Here is a 20,558-nt window from a genome sequence, read left to right on the forward strand (position 1 = left end):
AGAAAAACAGATCCATGGCCACTCCGTTGAAAACCCTGATCGGGAAGCTGAACCAGACCTGCCGCCAGGCCGCCGAACGCGCGGCCAGCCTGTGCATGGCGCAAGGCCATTACGAAGTGGATCTGGAGCACCTGTTCCTGGCGCTGCTGGAAAAGCCGGCCAGCGACCTGGCCATCATCGCGCGGCGCTGCCACATTCCGACCGACGCGCTGGAAACCGACCTGAAGGCCGAGATCGGCCGGTTCAAGAACGGCAATACGCGCACGCCGGTGTTCTCGGCGCATCTGCCCAAGCTGTTCGAACACGCGTGGTTGATCGCGTCGCTGGACACCCAGACCACGCGCATCCGCTCCGGCCATTTGCTGCTGGCCTTGCTGACCGAGCCGGACCTGGCGCAATTGGCGCGCCGGGGTTCGCCCTTGTTCGAATCGTTCCGCCTGGATGCCTTGAAGCATGACTTCGCGGCGCTGATCGAGGGGTCGGAAGAGGCGGGGCAGGCGGTAGGTTTTGCGGACGGCGCGCCGTCGGGGCAAGACGGTGATCAACCCGCGCCGGGCCTGTCGGCCTCGCCCGCGCTGGACCAGTACACCGCCAACCTGACCGAACGCGCGCGCGAAGGCAAGATCGATCCCGTGATCGGGCGCGATGCCGAAATCCGGCAGATGATCGACATCCTGACGCGGCGGCGGCAGAACAATCCCATCCTGACCGGCGAGGCGGGCGTGGGCAAGACCGCCGTGGTGGAAGGGCTGGCGCTGCGCATCGTGGCGGGCGACGTGCCGCCCGCCTTGGCCGACGTTGCCCTGCGCGTGCTGGACATGGGCTTGTTGCAGGCCGGCGCCAGCGTCAAGGGCGAATTCGAGAACCGGCTAAAGAATGTGATCGACGAGGTCAAGAAAAGCCCGTCGCCCATCATCCTGTTCATCGACGAGGCGCACACGATGATCGGCGCGGGCGGGCAGGCGGGCCAGAACGATGCGGCCAACCTGCTCAAGCCGGCGCTGGCGCGCGGCGAGCTGCGCACGATCGCCGCCACGACCTGGAGCGAATACAAGAAGTACTTCGAGAAGGACGCGGCGCTGGCCCGGCGCTTTCAGGTCGTGAAGGTCGAGGAGCCGGACGAAGCGCTGGCCGCCTCCATGCTGCGCGGCATGGCGCCGCTGATGGAGCGGCATTTCGGCGTGCGCATCCTGGACGAAGCCATCAGCGCGGCGGCCCGCCTGTCGCATCGCTACATCACCGGCCGCCAGTTGCCGGACAAGGCGGTGAGCGTGCTGGATACGGCCTGCGCCCGCGTGGCGTTGGGCCGCAGCGCCACGCCCGCGCTGATCGACGATGCGCGTCACCGCCTGACGCGCTTGCGCACCGAGCAGGCGGCGTTGCGCCGCGAGGCCGCAGCGGGCGCGCCGCAAGCGCGTCTTGCCGAGCTGGACACGGAGATTGCCGCCGTGGAACAGGCGCTGACGGACGCACAGGAGCGCCATCAGGCCGAGACGCAATTGGTGGAGCGGATCCACGCGCTGCGCGCGGAGTTGGAGGAACAAGGCCAGGACGCGCCGGCTGCTGACAGCGCCGCGCCGTCCTCGTCGCGCCGCAAGGCGGCCGCGCCCGCGCTGACGCCGGAGCAGCAGCGCCTGGCAGGCTTGATGGACGAACTGCGCGCGTTGCAGGGCGAACAGCCGCTGGTGCCGGCCTGCGTCGATGGACAGATCGTGGCGGAAATCATTTCGGCATGGACGGGCATTCCGCTGGGCCGCATGGTCAATGACGAGATCCGCACCGTGTTGCAGTTGCAGCCCATGCTGGCGGAACGGGTGATCGGCCAGGATCACGCGCTGCATGCCATTGCGCAGCGGGTGCGCACGGCGCGCGCGGGCCTGGAAGACCCGGACAAGCCCAAGGGCGTGTTCCTGTTCGTCGGGCCGTCGGGCGTGGGCAAGACCGAAACGGCGCTGGCGCTGGCTGACATCCTTTACGGCGGCGAACGCAAGCTGATCACGATCAACATGAGCGAATACCAGGAGGCCCACAGCATTTCGGGTTTGAAGGGTTCGCCGCCCGGCTACGTGGGTTATGGCGAAGGCGGCGTGCTGACCGAAGCGGTGCGGCGCCAACCTTATAGCGTGGTGCTGCTGGATGAAATCGAGAAGGCGCACCCGGACGTGCTGGAGATGTTCTTCCAGGTGTTCGACAAGGGCGTGATGGACGACGCTGAAGGGCGCGAGATCGATTTTCGCAACACGCTCATCATCCTCACGTCCAACGTGGGGTCCAGCACGATCATGCAGACCTGCCTGAACAAGCCAGCCGCAGAGCGACCGACGCCGGATCAATTGACCGAGCTGCTGGCGCCGCAACTGTACAAGGCGTTCAAGCCGGCGTTCCTGGGCCGCATGAAGACCATTCCTTATTTCCCGGTGGACGACGACGCGTTGGCGCACATCATCGGGCTGAAGCTCGCGCGCATCGCGCGCCGCGTGCAGGCCACGCACCGCGCGGTGTTCGAATGGGACGACGCCCTGGTCGAGGCCGTGCTGGCGCGCTGCACCGAGGTGGATACCGGCGCGCGCAACGTGGACCACATCCTGAACGGAGCGCTGCTGCCCGAGATTGCCGAGCAGGTGCTGGGCCGCATGGCGCAGGGCGAAGCCATTGCCAAGATCCGCGTGGGCGCGGGCAAGAATGGCGACTTCCGTTTTCGCATGAGCTGATCGGGAGACGCTGACATGGCTCTGGAAATCGCCGCCGCCAGCCCGCTTGCCGCCGGCTTCACGCAGGCCGACCGCCTGCTGGATCTGGTCACGCCGCTGGGGCCGGACAAGCTGCTGGCCGAGCGCCTTTGCGGCAGCGAGCAACTGAGTGACGGCGCGTTCGCTTTGGAGGTGGATGCGCTGTCGGACGACGCCCATATCGCCTTGAAGTCGCTCATCGGCCAACCGGTGCAGTTGAGCTTGCAGACGGCTTTGGGGCGCGACGAACGCAGGGTGTGGTGCGGGCTGGTGTCCGAGGCGCGCTTCGAGGGCGCCAACGGCGGCTTCGCTCGCTATCGCTTGCGCATGGAACCGTGGCTGGCCTTGCTGCGCCAACGGCGCGACAGCTTTGCGTTTCAGGATCAGTCGGTGATCGACATCGTTGACAGCGTCTTTGGCGACTACAGCGGCCAGGGCGCGGTGGCGGCCCAATGGCGCTGGGAACTGAAAGACCGGGACGTCTACGCCAAGCGCAGCCTGACCATTCAATACCGCGAAACCGACTACGCCTTCGTCGAACGGCTGTTGGCCGAAGAAGGGCTGTTCTATTGGGTCGAGCACGAAGCGGGCGATGGCGCGCCGGGCACGCACACCGTCGTCATCGCCGACCATAACGGCGCGTTCGAAAGCGGCCCGCAGGACAGCGTGAAATTCCAGCGCGCCGACGCCACCGAAACCGAGGACACGATTCAGGGGTGGCGCCAGCGGCGGGCGTGGCGCACGAACGCGTTGCGGCTTGCCACCTGGGACTATCGCGCGATGCAGGCGCGGCAGGTCAGCGCGCAGGTCGATGACAAGCTGCCCAATGCGCTGGAGCTGGCCGATGCCGATTACCCGGGCCAGTACCTGTTCGAAGACAGCGGCCAGGGCGATCGGCTGGCGCATAACGCGTTGGCCGCGCAGCGCGTGGGGCAGTCGCTGTATGAAGGCGATGGCACCGTGCGTACGCTGGCGCCGGGGCAGCGCTTTACCCTGACAGGGCATTGGGCGCCGTCGCAGGGCGAAGGCAGCGATTTCGTGGTGCTGCGTATCGAGCACGAGGCGCGCAACAACTTCGACGAAAGCCTGGGGCAAGCGGTCGCGGCGGCCTTGGGCGCGGCAGACCCGGCGCAGAAAGCGGCAGAGGGCGACACGGACTTCTATCGCAATCGTTTCGAGGCGATTGCCGCCACGCTGGAGTACCGGCCCCGCACGCGCGACGGCCACGGCGCGCGGCTGCATCCACGGCCCACGGTGCATGGCGCGCAGACGGCGCTGGTCGTGGGCGCGCAGGACCCGGTCCATACCGACCGCGATCACCGCATCAAGATTCAATTCCATTGGCAGCGCGGCAGCGCGTCCAGCAATCGGCAGGCGCATCCCGCAGGCGAGGACAACGCGCCTGCCTCGGAAGCGCTGGGCACCTGGGTGCGCGTGGCCGAGCCGGTGGCGGGCGCGGATTGGGGCGGGCATTTCATTCCCCGGCTGGGTCAGGAAGTGCTGGTGCAGTTCCTGCATGGTGATATCGACCGCCCCGTCGTGGTGGGTGCCTTGTACAACGGCGCGGGCGCGGAAAACGCCGCCAACAATCAGGTGCAGGGCGGCGCGGCCAAGGCGACGGGCAACGCGCCCACCTGGTTTGCGGGCACGCAGGAAGGCCATGCACACAACGTCGTGATGTCCGGCTTCAAGACTCAGGCGCTGGCGCAAAGCGGCCAGGGCATGGGCGGCTACAACCAACTGGTGCAGGACGATACGCCGGGTCAGTCGCGGCTGATGGCTTCGACCACGCAGGCGGACGCCCGCCTGAGCCTGGGCCATCTGAAGCAGCAGCGCGACAACGAGCGGCTGTCGGACCTGGGCCATGGCGCCGAACTGGCGACAAGCGAGGCCCTGGCGCTCCGCGCGGGCGAAGGGTTGCTGATCAGCGCCGACAAGCGCGAAGGGGCGACGGGCGGCATGCTCGATAGCGAAGAGGCCATCGCGCAGATGGAAAAGTCCATCGAACAGGCGGGCGAACTGTCCGGCGCGGCGGCGCGCCAGGAAGCCGCCTTGCCCGGCGATGCCGACAAGACGCGCGCGCTGGCGGAGCTGGACGCGGTGCGCAAGATCATCGAAGGCGCAGAGGCCGAACAGGACGTGAGCGTGCCGGCCTACACGCAGCCGCACATCCAGGTCAGCGCGCCCAAGGGCATCGGCCAGTACACGCCGCGCAACGCCTACATGGTGGCGGGCGCGACGCTGTGCCAGGTGGCGCCGGACGTGAATTGGGCGGCGGGCGCGAATCTGGCCGTCTGCGTGGCGCAGGGCGTGGTGCTGTTCACCAAGGGCCTGGGCGGCAACGGCCGGGCGGTGCAGGAACAGGGCATCCGGCTGCATGCGGCGGGCGGCAAGCTGCGCCTGCAAAGCCAGAAGGCGCGCATGCGCCTGATCGCCGAGAAAGCGGTGACGCTGGTGTCGGCGCAGGGGGCGGTCGATGTGACGGCATCGAAGAAGGTGCTGGCCACGGCGGCGGGCGCCTACCTGCGCATCGAGGGCGGCGGCATACAGCTGCACGCGCCCGGCAAGGTCGAGTTGAAGGCGGGTGTGCATAACTGGGTGGGACCGCAAAGCGGAGCCGGTCCGGCGCAAGCGCCGCAGGGCGAACTGGAAGGCTGCGCGGCCGCGCTGGAAGACGCGGCAGGCAGCGGGGCGCTGGCGGCATGACGAAGGACTTGACGCCTACGCGCGCCGACGCCGCTGTCGAACACGCCATTGCGGGCCTGCGCGCCGTGCTGGACGCCCGTCCGAACCGGCGCGTGCTGCTGCTGTGCGACTCCACGCTGGACGATCCCTTGGCCGAGGAATTCGCTTCGGCTGGCCTGGCGCGGCGCGCGGTTGACCTGATATCGCAAGGCGCGTCCGCACCGCCCCTGTACCTGGTCGAAGTGCCCGACGAAATCCGCCACGAACGGCTGATCAACGCCAGCATCCGGCTGGCGGTCGATGAGGCCATGCGCCCCGCGCCGGCGGTCAAGCGCGCGCGCTCGATGTCGGCCTGGCTGGCCACGGACTTGCCCCTGGCGGAAGTGGCCGACCGCTTGATCCTGCGTGCGCGGCTGCGCGATGCGCAGGGCCGCATGCGCATCCTGCGGTTCTGGGACCCGCGCACGACGCAGTTTCAAAGCGAGTTGTATGCGGGTTGCGCGCCAGCGTCATGGATCGCGGGCGCGACGTGGATGAGCATTGACGGTTTTGCGCGCTGGCAGGCGCTGCCCGACGCGCCCGGCCCAATGCAGACGGCCACGCCGGATTGGCCACGACTGGCGCGGCTGGGTCAGATCAATGCGGTGCTGCAACGGCTGAATGTAGACGGGCTTGCATCCGGCCCGTCTCTGCTTGAGCCGATACGCCGCGCGCTGGACGCGGGTGCTGCGTGCGGCATGGACGACGAAGACGTCGCCCTGTTCGCCGCATGGCGCGTGCGCCTGGATGCGCCGCTGGAGCGCGCGCCCGCGTTTGCGACGCTGCTGCGCGAGATCCAGGAAGAGGGCGGCCGGCTGCGCAACGCCGCGCAGGATATGGATGACGAGGATTGGCAGGTGTTTGCGTGGCAAGCGCAGGCACGGGAGGATCGACAAGCATGACGACTGACTACGACGCGCTGCCCTGCAAGGGCAAGTTCTGCGGCCGGCCGGGGTTGCCGATCCTGCCGATGCGGGTGGCCTACGTGCCGGGCGGCAAGAACGATCTGCCCAACGGCGTGTACGCCGACGCCGAACTGCATTACGAAACCATGCGGCAGGGCGCCTACATGCTGCGCGCCATCACGGCGGGCTATGTGTACCTGTGGGACCCGCGCCGCAGCTATGGCTGGCGCGCCTTCGCGGCGACTGCGACCGGTCAGATGAAGGAAGTGCCGGTGGACGACGATAACCGTCCGACCGAACAACCCACCTTCACCTGCACGCGCGAAGGCCACGGCCTGGAGTCGGCGCTGATCAACGTCGACGCGCCGGCCAATGCCACGCGCACGGTATGGGTCGGCTATTCGCGCGTCTGGTGGACGCGCGACATACGCCGCGAGCTGTCGCGCAACGAGCGCTGGCGCAGCAAGATCATGGTCGAGCTGGATGCGCGCGCCGTCTGGGGCGGCGGCCATCCCAGGCCCGACACGGGCTATCGCGTTACTGCCGACGGCGCCAACCTGGCAGAGCACTCGATTGAATTTCGCGACGCGGCGGGCGCGGCCACGCTGTTCAACAACACCTTGAGCCCGGGCGTGACCATCTTTGGCGGCAAGGCCGCCGAGTTGGCCGTCAAGATGCGCCAGATGACGCCCAAGGGCGGCATCGTGCTGGCGCTGCGGGACCCGGTCGGCCTGCTGGCCGACATCGCCACCTGGCGCAACAAGCGCATGGGCGATCTGGCCGAGCACCACATGGATCCGACGCGGCTGCGCGAGGTGGGCGTGGCGCAGATCATCCAGGGCCTGGAAAAGCAGATGGACTCGTCGGGCGACGAGATCAAGCGGATGCACGAACGCATCAACATGGGCAAGGTTTCCAAGACCATCAGCGACAACCGCGCCAGCATCGACCGCATGAAGGACCTGATCGAAGGCGCGGGCAAGGACTGGGCGTGGTGGTATGGACGCGAGGCGTTCTGGATGACCTTGAAGGCCTATTCGCCCAACGACGCGGCGGCGGGCGCGCGGCTGGAGGAAGACCTTGCGCTGTGCGTGGATGGCGCGGGCGCGGTGCATAGCGAGCACAAGGCCATTGACGAGTCGCTCAAGGAAGACGACAAGGACGGACTGTACGAGGCGATCTGGCGCGGGCTGGCCTCGAACGACGGCGAGCTGCTGGCCTTCCTGCAAAAGGAGGCGCGCGGCAAGCTGGCCAAGCAGGTGTCGCAGGTTCGCAAGATGATCAAGGCCTACAACGACTGGCTCAAGAAGCGCAGCGCGAAGGGCTTGCCGACGCCGACACGCGCGGCGACCACTGCGATCGGCCGGTTCATGGCGACCCAGCTGTTGCGGCTGACGCTGGCGCGCGACCCGATCGCGGACCGGGTCGCCGCGCGGGTGACGATGACGCTGGCGGCGCGCATGAATACCGTGCTGGTGGTGCGTACCCACACGACGACCGTGCCGCGCATGATCGCGGACATGCACGAAATCATCTGGGATTCGAAGAACAACCGGGCGCTTACGGTGACTATCGGGGGCGGTTTCAGCGCATCCCAGCACATGAGCGCCGCATGGATCGGCACGCAGTCCGAGGCGTCGCGGCCGGTCACGGTGAGCTACATCATTCCCCAGGAGGTCGATGCGCAGTTGAACGCGGCCTCGACGGCGGGCGCAAGGCCCGCCCCGACCGCCGCGCCGCCCCTGGGCCTGCCTGCGCCGCCGCCGATGCTGGCGCTGCCCGCGCCGACGATGTCGCCGATGGCCGGGCTGATCAAGTACGCCAAGTCGCGCGATGCGTCGTACGCGGGCGCGACGGGCGTGATGGCGCTGGTGGCGATCTACACGTCCGTGTCCGAGCTGAACGCGGCGCGGGCCGTGGCCGATGCGAAGAAGGAACGCAAGGCCTGGTTCGGCATCACCACGGGCGTGCTGGGCGTGGGCAGCGTGGCGATCGAGGTCACCACGGGCGCAATCGGCGCGCGCGTGGGCGCCAACACCGCGTTCACGATGAACCTGCGCTTGAACATGCGCCTGGCCACCTTCCGCACGGCGGGGGCGGTGTTCGCCACCGCCGCGACCTTCGTGGACAGCGCCAACAACGCGCTCAACGCCAAGGATCAGTACGACGTCCACAACTACGAAGCGGGCGGCGCGTACGCCACGTCTTCCGCGTTCCTGCTGATGTCCAGCCTGACCGGCGTGGCGACGGCGGTCATTGCGGTGGGCGGCGCGTTCAGCACGGCGGGCGTGGCGGCCGGCGCGGGCGGCTTTGGCGGCGCGATGGTGGGCCTGACCAGCGGCGGCACGGTGCTGCTGGGCATCCCGGTGTGGGGCTGGATCGCGCTGGGGCTCTGCCTGCTGGTGGCCGGCCTGTACTTCAAGTTCTGGGGAGACAGCGCAACCGAAAGCGAGCTGGAAGTCTGGTACACGCGCTGCTGCATGCGCGCGCCGGAATTCGAAGGTGTGGCAGGCCGCGAGCTGTATCTGAACCGCGAAGATGAACTGGACGATTTCAACCGCGCGGTGTTCGGCGTGCGCGTCTCGCTGCAATGGTATGGCTTCTGGAGCGGTGAAGTGATGGGCCGCGACCGGCTGGTGCTGGAAATGACCATGCCGGGCTATACCTCAAGCAGCGACTACGCCTATAGCCTGAAGCTGGGCGGCAAGGGCGTCACCGCCGTGGTGTCCAGCAAGGGATCGCCGCGCGCGACTGACCCCGAGCTGCAACCACGTGGCCCCTCGCAGGCGCAGATGGTGGCGGGCCGCCCCGATCCGAAGACCTGGATGGACAGCGTGGACGAATATGTGGACGGCCTGCAATCTCGCCCGGGCTGGGCCGACGCTTGGCGCTGGATCCGCAAGGACCGTAGCCAGGCCATCGAATTCACCGGCAAGCCGTGGGAAGATTCGGTCCAGTTCCAAGTTCATAATGGCTACGCGACGCTGCGCACCGAGGTGCTGGTCGACGACGACATCTTCACCGAAGCGTTCCTCAAGATCGAGTTCTGGCCCGATCCCGAGCGCATGCCCGAGGTTCGGGCGCTACCGGTGGGCAGTGCCGGCAGCAATCTTGTGAAAGCACAGAATTGATAGGGTTCAAGCATGAATAGCAATGAAGGCATCAAGGCGGCTGTCTACACGCGCTGGCATCAGTTGTCGGTGCCCCTGGGGTTTGCGCTGGCCGCCAGCAGCTTCATGCTGATCGTGTTCAATCGCGGGCCGATGATGATGGCGATCGTGCTGGCGGTGCTGGGCTTGCTGGTGCCGCCGTTGATCGCGTTTCGCGGGTTTCCGACTCGCAATGCGGTTCGCGTCACGGCGGATGGCCTGGAGTTTTCGCGCCGGGGTCCGGTGGCCTTTGCCGATCTGGCCAGCTGGGGCACGGACGATTACTTGAAGCTGATCCGCCCGGGCTTGCCCACGCTGCTGGTCGCGGCGGTCGACCTGCCCAGCCGCGAGCGTTTGCTGCGCGAGTTCGAACAGGCGCTGGTCGCCTGGCAACAGCGGCAACCGGCGGGCACCCAGGCGGCGCGCCGTACGCACTTCTATGGTTCGACGGGCGCTCGCCTAGTGGGCCTCGCCATCGCCGCGTTGGGCGTGGCGGCGGCCGTGATGGCGCTGAACCAGCGTGAGCCTTCGCTGTCCCTGGCGGTGGTGGGTGGGCTGGGTGCGTTGTTCGGCGTGGTGATGTTGCTGGGCAAGCGAGGCTGAGGGGCCGGCTGCGAAAGACGCGGCCTGTGGGACGGGCCACCTTCGTCATCCAAAGCGCATCGCGCCCGCGTGCCGCGTTGCAGCATCCGATTGTCCGGCCCCGCCGCATCGCGGGTGGGGCGCAAGGTTACCAACTGTTCCGTGGCCGCTGCGCCCGCCATCCGTCCGTGCAAAGCGGTTCGGCCGGGTGGCCCCGACCGTCAGTACAAAATGTTGCTGGTCGCCCCGCATCCCCTTGCTAGCATGGTCGAGGCCGGAATCATCCGGCTCACCGAGCAATAGTTGGAGGTTGCCATGAACTCAAGAACAATGATCAACCGGATAGCCGTGGTGGCGGCGGCAGGTGCGTTGCTGGCCGGTTGCGCCACGCAACAGCAGACCAACACCGCCGTGGGCACCGGCGCGGGGGCGGCGGTGGGCGCCGGCCTGGGCGCGCTGATCGGACACGGCAAGGGGGCGGCGATTGGCGCCGGCATTGGCGCGGTGGCCGGTGGCCTGGTGGGCTACAACTGGAAGGTCGTCAAAGACGATGTGCAGCAATCCGGCGCGTCCTCGTTGGGGATCGACGTGGTGGAAATGCCCGATGGCAGCCTGAAGGTCAACATTCCCAGCGGCGTGTCGTTCGACACGGACAAGACGCAACTCAAGCCGGCGCTGCTGCCCGTGCTGGACAGCGTGGCGCGTTCGCTCAATCAGCATCCTGAATTGCGCGCCAAAGTGGTCGGCCATACCGACAGCACCGGTGCGCTGGCCCATAACCAGACTTTGTCGGTCAACCGAGCAAGGAGCGTGACGGACTACCTGGCCAAGCAGGGCGTTGCCGCCACCCGCCTGGCGATCGAAGGGCGCGGACCCAGCGATCCCATCGGCGACAATGCGACCGCCGAAGGGCGCGCGCTGAACCGGCGCGTGGAAATCTACTTGTACGCCGTCAAGCAATAAAGGTCTTTTCATGAGCATGTTCCCCCCCGCCCGTATCGGCACCGATACCGCCGTGGCCGCGCTGACCGGTTGGCAAGCCGCAGCCATGCGCGACGCCATTGAAAAGCGCTACCGCTTTCCGAACTTCAACGCGGCTTTCGGGTTCATGGCGCGCGTCGCCATGTTCGCGGAAAAGCTGAATCACCACCCGGAGTGGACCAATGTCTACAACCGGGTGGATGTGACGCTGACCACACACGATGCCGGCGGGGTGACCGAGCTGGACGTGCGCATGGCGCAGTTCATGGACGAGGCCGCCGAGCATCTGGGCGCGACCGCGCCGAAGTCGGACGCTTAGGCCTCGTCGTCCGTGCCGTCTTCGCGCGCTTGCAGGTGCTCGATCAGGCGATCGAGCATCGCGCCAAGCGCGCGCTGTTCTTCGGCGTCCAGGCAGCCGAAGATTTCGTCGTTGCGGCGGGCGATCAGGTCCACCACGCGTTGATACTGCGTCATGCCTGCGGCGGTGGGCGTCAGCACCACGCCGCGCCCGTCCGAGGCGGACAGCGCTTTTTCGACCAGCCCGCGATCCACCAGCGCCTGCGCCGAACGGCTGGCTTGACCCTTGTTCAGATTGGCCGCGCGCGCCAGATCGTTGACCGACAGCGGCGCATAACGCCCGATGGCGGCCAGGCAGCGCGCTTCGCCCAAGGGGATGCCGCAGTCTTCCAGATAGGCGCGATTCGTATCCCGGTCCGTGATCTTGTTGAGCACGTGCAGGCGATACGTCAGGAATCGTTCCAGGGCAGGCGGTTTCACGTCGGGCGAGGGGTGGTGGCGGCGGGATAGTTTGCCACAGCGCCTTCGGACAGGCAGGCGCTTTCGGCCTGGGCCAGCAGCGCCAGCGCGGTGGCCGCGTCGGGCTGGCGGCTCAGTAGCGACAAACCCAATATCGACAGAAACAGCGGCGCCTGGGATTCGCCCACGCGCGTCAGCGCCTGAGCCATGCTGGTGTAGACCTGATCGAGATCGTCGTTGTTCATGCTTGGCCTTCCTGGATTGTGGGCTGGGCGATCGAGGGGTAGTAGGGCGCCAGCGCGGCGCGCAGTTGTGCGGTGTCCGGGGCGGACCAGCGGCCCAGCACATAGCCGTCGGGGCGGATCAGGGTGATGGCGCCATCGGTCCCGCCATGGCGCTGGCGCAACTGGCCGTGCGCGTCATCCCAGCCGTCTGCGCCGATACGCACGATCCGCAAGGGTTGCGGGGCGGTCTGCGTGGCGGCGGCCAGGGCTTCGAGTTCACGGGCCTGCGCCGCGCTGGGCGCGAGCGCCAGCACCACGAAACCCCGGCCAAAATTCTCGCTGAGATATCGGGGCGTCGCGCCTTCCTGCAGGCGCGCATCCGGCGCGGGCTGGCCGGGAGCGGCAGCCCAGCCGGCTTGCGGCGCGCCATCTTGCAGGTTCAGTGGCGAGGTGTCGTAGGAAATCGGCGCGGATTGGCGGGGGTTGATCAGGGGGCGCACCTGCTCGTCCACCAGCGCCAGCCGCAGCGCCGCCTCGCGCATCAGGCGGAAGCCGAAATCGGGCGGGGCCATGAATTCGGTGCTCTTGGCGCCATAGGCCAGATTCTGACGGGTGGCGTGGACACGTTCGACGCTGTAGCTGTCCAGCAGGCTGTCCGGCGCCTGGCCCTGCAATACCCAAGCCAGTTTCCAGGCCAGGTTGCCGGCGTCGTCCAGACCGGAATTCAGGCCGCGCACGCCGAAGATCGGCACGAGATGACCGGCGTCGCCGGCAAACAGCACTCGCCCGTGGCGGTATTGGGCAAGCGTCAGGCACTTGGCGTTGTAGACCGAAATCCACAAGGGCTTCCACGGCGCGGTTTCGCCGATCATGTCCAGATGGCTTTGCACGCGGGGCAGCACGTTCTCCGGCTTGACGGCTTCTTCGGGGTCTTCGTCGTCGCGGATCTGATAGTCCACGCGCCACACGTTGCCGGGTTGGCGATGCATCAGCAAGGTCGAGCCGGGGTTGGATGGCGGGTCGAACCAGGCCAGCCGCTCGACGGGCCGGCTGGAGGCCTGTTCGATGTCGACGATGACGTAGCGACCTTCGTACTGCATGCCTTCCAGCTTCAGCCCCATGGCTTCGCGCACGGTGCTGCGGCCGCCGTCGCAGGCGATCAGCCAGTCGGCACGCACGGTCTGGCGCGTGCCTTCGGCGTCGATCTCGACGGTGACGCCATCCGCATCGGCGCGCAGGCCGGCCACGCGGGCGGACCATTGCAGCGCGGCCAGATCCGGGTGGCGCTGCATCGCCTGATGCGCGTATTCCTCGATCGAATATTGCTGGATGTTGACCATCGGCGCATAGCGCTGCAAGGGGTCGTGCGGCATTTCGAAATGCAGCACCTCGCGGTCGCGGAAGTAGCTGCGGCCGCCCGTCCAGGCCAGCCCGGTCGCCGTCAGGGGTTTGTCCGCGCCCGCCCAGCTCAGGATTTCCTGCGAGCGGCGCGAAATGCAGATGGCCCGGCTGCCGCTGCAATAGTCGTCGTCGGCCTCGACCGTGAGCGAGGCGATGCCGTATTCGGCCAGCAGGGCGGCCAGCGTCAGGCCGACCGGGCCTCCGCCAGCGATCAAAACGGGTACGTGCGCGGGGAGCGGCATGTTGTCTCCAATATTTGGTTGTTTGCGCAACTATATTCGTCAAAGGTTGCGCGCGCAACCAGTTTTCGCAGGCGTAAAAAAACCCGCCGGATCAGATCGGGCGGGTTTTTCGGCGGGCGCGGCGCGCTTAGTTGCGCACGTCTTAGTTGCGCACGTTATAGATGCGCATCGCCTGCTGCTTCTGGTTGGCGTCCATGACGCGCAGCACCACGACGCGGGCGTTGAAGCCGTCGGGCAGCTTCAGTTGGCCCAGCGCGTAATCGTAGCGGTCGACATTCAGCGTGGGGCCTTCCGGGGTGACGGTGGCGGCGCGGCCGTTGGAATAGCTGCCTTCGATGGCGAACGTCAGCGTGCCCTTGAACGGCGCGCCGGTGCGCTCTTCGCGCATCACCAAGACCTGGTAGTCCAGTTGGCCGGGAGCGCGCTTGAAGGTGGCCGAGCGGATGCCCAGGTTGCCGCCGCGCGGATCGGGCGGCATGGCGTCCTGGAACAGGACCAGTTCCTTGTTCAGCGTTTCGATCCGGGCGCGGGCTTCGGCCAGATCGGTCGTCAGCTTTTCGTGGCCGGACTTGTTGGCGTCGCGCTGTTGGGTGGCTTCTTCCAGCTGGGTCTGCAGACGTTGGCGTTCCAGATTGGAGGCGCTCAGTTCGCTATGCAGGGACTCGGACTGCTCGACCGTCAGGCGTTGCGGGCCGTAGTTGGTTTGCAGGAAGAGCACGCCGCCCGCACCCAGGGCAATTCCCACCAGAAGCAGGACAAGCCAGCGCGGCAGGCGTCGCGTGCGTTGACCGGGTTGGTACACGGAGGGCTTGAATACGGCCCGTTGCGATCTTCCAAACATCCCCATTCCTAGAAAACTTCCTGTGTGTGTGCTCGTTCGCGCGAGGTGCCCGCGCGTGCCAAAGCGTCAGAGAATACCCCGTTAGCCGGGGCGGTTGGGTGCGCGGACAATCCTGGTTGCGCACCTTGATATTGTGAAATATGTGAGCGTCAGCGCGCCGCGGCGAGAAGCTCCGCGTCCAGATCGGCAAGCCGTTGCGGCGTGCCGACATCGATCCACCGGCCGTTATGACGCGCGCCGCGCGCCAGATTCAGGCCCATCGCCCGCCGAAGCAGGGGCGCCAAGGGCGCTGCCTTGCCGCGCTGGACATCCGCGAATAACGAGGGATGGTAGACGCCGATGCCTGCGTAGGTCAAACGCGGTTCGCCGTCGGCATGCAGGACGCCGTCCGCCGCCAGCCGGAAATCGCCCGTGGGGTGTTGAACCGGGTTGTCCACCATCAACAAGCTGACGCCGCCCTCGGGCAGGTCGGCCGCCAAGGCGGGCGCTTGCGCGGGATCCCAGTCGCACCAGACGTCGCCGTTCATCAGCAGGAACGGCGCATCGCCCAGCAAGGGCAAGGCCTGCGCGATGCCGCCGGCGGTTTCCAGGGCGGTGCCCTCGGCCGAATACTGAATGTCGACGCCGAACGCGCCGCCATCACCCAGCGCGCGCTCGATTTCGTGGCCCAGCCAGGCGTGGTTGATGACGATCTGGCGGATGCCAGCCGCAGCCAGGCGCTCAAGATGCCAGACGATCAACGGCTTGCCGCCCACCGACAGCAGCGGCTTGGGCAGGCGGTCAGTCAGCGGGCGCATGCGTTCGCCACGGCCCGCGGCAAGAATCATGGCCCGCATCAGAACGTGTATCCGACGCTGACCTGGCGGTCGTCCAGTTGGTCCAGCAGGCGCAGCAGCGGGGTGAAGACGCCGTAGCGCTGCGCCACCTGGCGGACATAGCCGTTCACGCGCGGCATGTGCGCCAGGTAGTGCGCCTTGCCGTCGCGGTGATTCAAGCGGGCGAAGACGCCCAGGATGCGCAGGTTGCGTTGCAGCCCCATCCATTCGTAGGCGCGATGGAATTCAGCGAAGTCGGCATCGACGGGCAAGCCGGCCGCGCGCGCCATTTCCCAGTAGCGGATGGCCCAGTCCAGCTGCTGCGGCTCTTCCCAGGTGGTGCGGGCGTCGGTCACCAATGACGCCAGGTCATAGGTGATGGGACCGGCCAGCGCGTCCTGGAAATCGATGACGCCGGGATTCGGGCCGTACTGCGGCTGGTCGCACACCATCAGGTTGGGCGAATGGAAGTCGCGGTGCACCAGCACCTGCGCCTGCCCGCCGTTGCTGGCCGACAGCAGCGCGAAGATCTTTTCCAGCGCGTTGGCGGTCTTGTCGTCCAGCGTCACGCCGTGGTGCTTTTGCACGTACCACTCGGGAAACAGCTTGAGCTCGTCGGCCAGCCGGGTGGCGTCATAGGTGGCCAGGCCGCTGGTCGATGCCTGCTGCAATTGCACCAACGCAGCCAGCGCCTCGCGGTACAGGGTCTGCAACTCGCTGTCCGGGATGCCGGCCTGGATGCGCTGGTAGTAGGTCTGCTCGCCCAGGTCGGACAGCAGCAGCAGGCCCTGGTCCAGGTCCTGTTCCAGCACGCGCGGCACGTTCAGTCCGGCGTCGGCCAGCAGCTGGCCCACGTGCAGGAAGGGGCGGCAGTCTTCGTGGGCCGGGGGGGCGTCCATGACAATCAGGGTGCGCTCGCCGGCATCCAGGCGGAAATACCGGCGGAAACTGGCGTCGGCGGAGGCCGGGCGCAGCGTGTCCACGGCCAGGTTCAAGGCGGCAGGCAGGCTATCCAGCCAGTTGCGGATCTGCACCAGGCGGGGGTCGTGATCGTTTTTCAAGGAAGATCCGTGTCAGAAGGGCAATATTGCTGAAATTTGCGTTCGGCGCACATAAGGCTGGGCGTATGGCGCGGCTTCTCTATAATACCGGCTCGTTTCCACCAGCATCGGCCGTTCTTCGCCGCCGATGCCAGGTTTTCCCATCGTCAAAAAGGGCTGTTTTCACTCGTGCGCAAGGTTCGGTGGTTGATCCTCTCTGCTGTCAGCGTCGCCGCCGGAGCCGTTCAGGCTCAAGGCAGCCAAGGTTCGACTCCCGCGGCCTCCGCCGCCACCGCGACATCCGCGGCGCCCGTGCTGCGCACTTCGCCGGGTTTGCGGATGCACCGCCTGCCGGATGAAAGCATCCCGGCGTACCTCGAAGCGGACAGCATTGAGGGCGATCCCGATTCCAACCTGACCCTGAGCGGCAGCGCGCAAGTGCGCCGCATCGATGGCGTCATCAAGGGCGACCGCATCAACTATCGCAAGGACACCGGCGAGGTCGATGTCCAGGGCAGCGCCCGCATGATGCGCGACGGCACTCTGGTGACCGGTCCGAACGCGAAGTTCAATGTCGACAAGTATTCCGGCCAGGTCGAAAAGCCCAACTTCTGGATGGGCGCCACCGGTGGCTTCGCCGTGGCCGAACATGCGGACATCTTCAGCAAGTCGCAGATGCGGCTGCACACGGTGACGTACAGCGGCTGCTCGTGCGAAACGCCGTCCTGGTATATCAAGGCCAACACGGTCGATATCGACTTCGACGAAAACGAAGGCGTGGCGCGCAACGGCGTGCTGTATTTCAAGGACGTGCCGATCCTGGCGTCGCCCTACATGACCTTCCCGGTCAAGAAAGAGCGCAAGTCGGGCTTCCTGATGCCGACCTACGGCACCACCAGCCAGGGCGGTTTCGACTTTTCGCTGCCGTACTACCTGAACCTGGCGCCGAACTACGACCTGACGATCCAGCCGCGCTATTTCTCCAAGCGCGGCACGCAGCTGGGCGGCGAATTCCGCTACCTGGGTTCGTCCTATGTGGGCACGATTGACGGCACCTATCTGCCTAATGACAACATCACCAGCGAAGACCGCTGGATGTACTGGTGGCGTCATCAGCAGACGTTCTCGCATGGCTTCTACGCCGACTGGGACATCGCCAAGGTTTCGGACGACAACTACTTCCGCGACATCTCGCAGTTGGGCCTGAACCAGGCTTCGACCACCTACCTGCCGCAGCGCGGCCGCGTGGGTTGGGCGTCCAACTACTGGAGCACGTACGCTCAGGTCTACAAGTACCAGACGTTGCAGGACCCGGACGCGCCGCTGGTGCCGCCGTATGACAAGGAACCCGAGCTCTACCTGCGCGGCGCGCGCTATGACTGGGGCGGCTTCGACGTCGATTGGACCTCGACCGCCGTGCGTTTCCGCCGGCCTGATTTCGGATCCACGCTGCGCTATCCCGACGGCGACCGCTTGCAGTCCTACCCGACCGTGTCCTATCCGATCGTGCGCCCGGGCTGGTTCGTCATCCCGAAGGCGGGCGTGAATTACACCCAGTACCAGACCAAATGGTATGGCGTCGATGCGCTGGGCCTGAACGGTGGTTCGGCCGATGGCCTGCCGCGTTCGCAATCGCGCACCGTGCCCATCATGTCGCTGGACGCCGGCCTGATCTTCGAACGCGATACCTCGCTGTTCGGCAAGGCTTCCACGCAAACGCTCGAACCGCGCCTGTATTACCTGCGCGTGCCGTACCGCGACCAGTCCAAGATGCCGGTCTACGATACGTCGCTGGCCGATTTCAGCTTCTCGCAGGCGTTTGAAGAGAACATCTACACCGGCGGCTGGGACCGTATCGCGAACGCCAACCAGCTGACCGCCGCGTTGACCACGCGCTGGCTGGACGCCAACACCGGCTTCGAACGCATGTCGCTCGCCGTGGCGCAGCGCTTGTATTTTGAAGACCAGAAGGTGACGCTGCCGGGCGAAACGCCCCGTGAAAACGTGCGTTCCGACTTCCTGGTGGGCGCCAGCGCCGCGCTGACCGATACACTGAGCACCGATGTGGCGGCTCAGTACAACCCTTACGACAACCAGTGGTCGCGCGGCCTGGTCAGCGCCCGCTGGTCGCCGCAACGCCTGACGACGGTGGCGGTGTCGTACCGCTATCAGCGCGATCCGCAAACTGGCGTGCAGTATCAGCCGCAAGGCCAGAACCAGGTCAGCCTGGCCGTGCAATGGCCGTTCAACAAGCGCTGGTACGGCGTGGGCCGCGTGGATTATTCCTTGCGCTCGGGGCCGTCCAGCACGGTCGCCAACACCACGGAATCGCCGCGCGTCACGCAGGCCATCGCCGGCGTGGAGTACAAGGGCGATTGCTGCTGGGTGGGCCGTGTGGTCTACCAGCGCTATGCTGTATCGGCAACGGACGCCAACTCCGCTGTGTTCTTCCAGCTTGAGCTGACCGGTCTGGGTTCCCTGGGAACCGACCCGATGAACCTGCTGAACAGAAGTATCCCCGGCTACACCAGCATTACACCGCCCGTGCCGGCTGGGACCACATTTGAAAGGTATGAATGATGCGTAGGTTGCACTCTTTGCGCCGCCTGTCCGGCAGTGCGCTGTTGTTGGCCTTATGCGCCGGCCTGCCCGCCGCGCACGCGGCCGAGCAAACAGGCCGGGCCGCGAACAATGGCGCCAAGGCCGCGCCCGCCGCTCAGAAAAACGCGCCGGCGCCCAAGGGCGAACAATTCGTGGACGGCATCGCGGCCGTGGTCGACAAGGACGTCATCACGCTGCGCGAATTGCGCGACGCCTCGGTCCGCATTTCTTCCGAGCTGAAGTCCCGTGGCATCCAGGTGCCGGACGATCAGACCCTCCAGCATCAAGTGTTGCAGCGGCTGATCATGGAGCGCGTGCAGCGCCACGAGGCCGACCGCCTGGGTATCCGCGTCGATGACGCGCAGGTCGATCAGGCCATCCAGACGATTGCCGCGCGCAACAAGATCAGCGTGGCGCAATTGCGCGCCGAGATCGAAAAGTCCGGCGCCGGCTGGGATGCCTATCGCAAATCGCTGCGCGAGGAAATCCGCACCGACCGCCTGCGCCAACGCGCGGTCGATTCCAATATCGTCATCTCCGACACCGAGGTCGATGCGTTCCTGAAGGACCAGCGTCGCAACCCGGCGTTTGGCGCCGCGCCGCAAGCGCAGCCTGAACCTCAACCGCAGGCGCAGCCGCAACCCGCGCCCGAACAGGCCGCCGCGCCTTCGGGCCCGATGTTGTACGCGTTGGCGCAGATCCTGGTGCGCGTGCCGGAAGGCTCGTCGCCGGAACAACTGGCAGCACTGCGCAAGAAGGCGGAAGACGTCCTGGCGCGCGCCAAGCGTGGCGATGATTTCGCCAGCCTGGCCGCTGCGTCCTCCGATGGCCCCGAGGCGCTGCAAGGCGGCGTGATGGGCGTGCGTCCGCTGGATGGCTGGCCCGACCTGTTCGTCAAGGCCATCAGCAACCTGCAAAAAGGCCAGGTCAGCGGCCTGATCCAGAGCGGCAACGGCTTCCACATCATCAAGGTGATGGACCGTGGCACGGCGCAGCCGGCCCCCAGCCGCACCGCGCGCGCCCCGGCGCCCACGCCTGCGCCGCAGCCCGCCGCGCGTCCGCAAGCGCCCGCGCAGCAAGGCCCCGTCGAAGTCATGCAGACCCGCGCGCGCCATATCCTGATCAAGACGTCCACCGTCATGAGCGACGAGACCGCGCGCCAACGCCTGGAACAGGTGCGTCAGCGCCTGGTGTCGGGTGGCGCCAAGTTTGAAGACATGGCGCGCCAGTATTCGCAGGACGCCACCGCGCCGCAGGGCGGCGAGCTGGGATGGCTGAACCCGGGTGAAACCGTGCCGCCGTTCGAAGCCGCCATGAACGCGCTCAAGCCGGGCGAAATCAGCCCGCCGATCCAGTCGCCGTTCGGCTGGCACCTGATCCAGGTCGAAGAGCGCCGTCAGCATGACGCCACCGACGATCTGGCCCGCATGAAGGCGCGCCAGATCCTGTTCGAGCGTCGCGCCCAGCCTGCTTTTGAAGACTGGCTGGAGCAACTGCGCGCTCAGGCCTACGTCGACAACCGGCTTGAAAAGCAGCAAAAAATCCAGCAGAACAACCGCTAAACGCAT

15 protein-coding genes are annotated in these 20,558 nt (G+C 66.7%); 9 read left to right on the plus strand and 6 right to left on the minus strand.

Translation table 11 applies throughout. The features are described 5' to 3' along the window. The first annotated feature begins 14 nt into the window (after positions 1 to 14). The 7 genes from tssH to API01S_RS07120 all read left to right on the plus strand — a co-directional run bounded on the left by tssH (position 15) and on the right by API01S_RS07120 (position 11,389). Positions 15 to 2,711 (plus strand): type VI secretion system ATPase TssH, encoded by a 2,697-nt coding sequence (gene tssH / locus API01S_RS07090; protein ID WP_050728092.1) that lies wholly within the window; start codon positions 15 to 17, stop codon positions 2,709 to 2,711. A 15-nt stretch (positions 2,712 to 2,726) separates the two neighbouring features. Further along, positions 2,727 to 5,435, plus strand: a complete 2,709-nt coding sequence (locus tag API01S_RS07095) for a type VI secretion system Vgr family protein (RefSeq protein ID WP_050728091.1) — start codon at positions 2,727 to 2,729, stop codon at positions 5,433 to 5,435. Next, on the plus strand, positions 5,432 to 6,355 hold the full coding sequence (locus API01S_RS07100; RefSeq protein WP_050728090.1) for a DUF4123 domain-containing protein: 924 nt from the start codon (positions 5,432 to 5,434) through the stop codon (positions 6,353 to 6,355). Before API01S_RS07095 ends, API01S_RS07100 begins: the two co-directional genes overlap by 4 nt. Then, complete coding sequence (locus API01S_RS07105; RefSeq protein WP_050728089.1) at positions 6,352 to 9,489, plus strand: T6SS effector BTH_I2691 family protein; 3,138 nt, start codon at positions 6,352 to 6,354, stop codon at positions 9,487 to 9,489. The genes API01S_RS07100 and API01S_RS07105 overlap by 4 nt, the downstream gene beginning before the upstream one ends. 12 nt (positions 9,490 to 9,501) lie before the next feature. Further along, the gene (locus API01S_RS07110) at positions 9,502 to 10,110 is read left to right on the plus strand and encodes a hypothetical protein (protein WP_050728088.1); all 609 of its coding nucleotides are present in this window, start codon (positions 9,502 to 9,504) and stop codon (positions 10,108 to 10,110) included. A 294-nt stretch (positions 10,111 to 10,404) separates the two neighbouring features. After that, positions 10,405 to 11,052, plus strand: a complete 648-nt coding sequence (locus API01S_RS07115; RefSeq protein ID WP_039882776.1) for an OmpA family protein — start codon at positions 10,405 to 10,407, stop codon at positions 11,050 to 11,052. 10 nt (positions 11,053 to 11,062) lie between these two features. After that, positions 11,063 to 11,389 (plus strand): 4a-hydroxytetrahydrobiopterin dehydratase, encoded by a 327-nt coding sequence (locus API01S_RS07120; RefSeq protein ID WP_006217534.1) that lies wholly within the window; start codon positions 11,063 to 11,065, stop codon positions 11,387 to 11,389. Here the strand turns inward: API01S_RS07120 and API01S_RS07125 are convergent. From API01S_RS07125 to API01S_RS07150, 6 genes are all read right to left on the minus strand, one after another. Further along, on the minus strand, positions 11,386 to 11,847 hold the full coding sequence (locus API01S_RS07125; protein ID WP_050728087.1) for a MarR family winged helix-turn-helix transcriptional regulator: 462 nt from the start codon (positions 11,845 to 11,847) through the stop codon (positions 11,386 to 11,388). The two genes, API01S_RS07120 and API01S_RS07125, sit on opposite strands and share 4 nt — an antisense overlap. Next, the gene (locus tag API01S_RS07130) at positions 11,844 to 12,071 is read right to left on the minus strand and encodes a hypothetical protein (RefSeq protein WP_006217536.1); all 228 of its coding nucleotides are present in this window, start codon (positions 12,069 to 12,071) and stop codon (positions 11,844 to 11,846) included. The genes API01S_RS07125 and API01S_RS07130 overlap by 4 nt, the downstream gene beginning before the upstream one ends. Beyond that, on the minus strand, positions 12,068 to 13,693 hold the full coding sequence (locus API01S_RS07135; RefSeq protein ID WP_050728086.1) for an FAD-dependent oxidoreductase: 1,626 nt from the start codon (positions 13,691 to 13,693) through the stop codon (positions 12,068 to 12,070). Before API01S_RS07135 ends, API01S_RS07130 begins: the two co-directional genes overlap by 4 nt. 142 nt (positions 13,694 to 13,835) lie before the next feature. Next, positions 13,836 to 14,534, minus strand: a complete 699-nt coding sequence (locus tag API01S_RS07140) for a DUF6776 family protein (RefSeq protein WP_039882778.1) — start codon at positions 14,532 to 14,534, stop codon at positions 13,836 to 13,838. A 149-nt stretch (positions 14,535 to 14,683) separates the two neighbouring features. After that, positions 14,684 to 15,370 (minus strand): N-acetylmuramate alpha-1-phosphate uridylyltransferase MurU, encoded by a 687-nt coding sequence (murU, locus tag API01S_RS07145; protein WP_061303985.1) that lies wholly within the window; start codon positions 15,368 to 15,370, stop codon positions 14,684 to 14,686. Next, a complete protein-coding gene (locus API01S_RS07150) occupies positions 15,370 to 16,410 on the minus strand; it encodes an aminoglycoside phosphotransferase family protein (protein ID WP_050728084.1) in 1,041 nt (346 codons plus the stop codon). The genes murU and API01S_RS07150 overlap by 1 nt, the downstream gene beginning before the upstream one ends. 168 nt (positions 16,411 to 16,578) lie before the next feature. Between API01S_RS07150 and API01S_RS07155 the strand changes: the two genes are divergently transcribed. Both API01S_RS07155 and API01S_RS07160 read left to right on the plus strand, forming a co-directional pair. Then, entirely contained in the window at positions 16,579 to 18,969 is a 2,391-nt protein-coding gene (locus API01S_RS07155) for an LPS-assembly protein LptD (protein WP_050728083.1), read from the plus strand. After that, the gene (locus tag API01S_RS07160) at positions 18,966 to 20,552 is read left to right on the plus strand and encodes a peptidylprolyl isomerase (protein WP_050728082.1); all 1,587 of its coding nucleotides are present in this window, start codon (positions 18,966 to 18,968) and stop codon (positions 20,550 to 20,552) included. The genes API01S_RS07155 and API01S_RS07160 overlap by 4 nt, the downstream gene beginning before the upstream one ends. The last annotated feature ends 6 nt before the right edge of the window (positions 20,553 to 20,558 follow it).

This window comes from Achromobacter piechaudii NBRC 102461 (assembly GCF_001571245.1).
Classification (GTDB): domain Bacteria; phylum Pseudomonadota; class Gammaproteobacteria; order Burkholderiales; family Burkholderiaceae_B; genus Achromobacter; species Achromobacter piechaudii.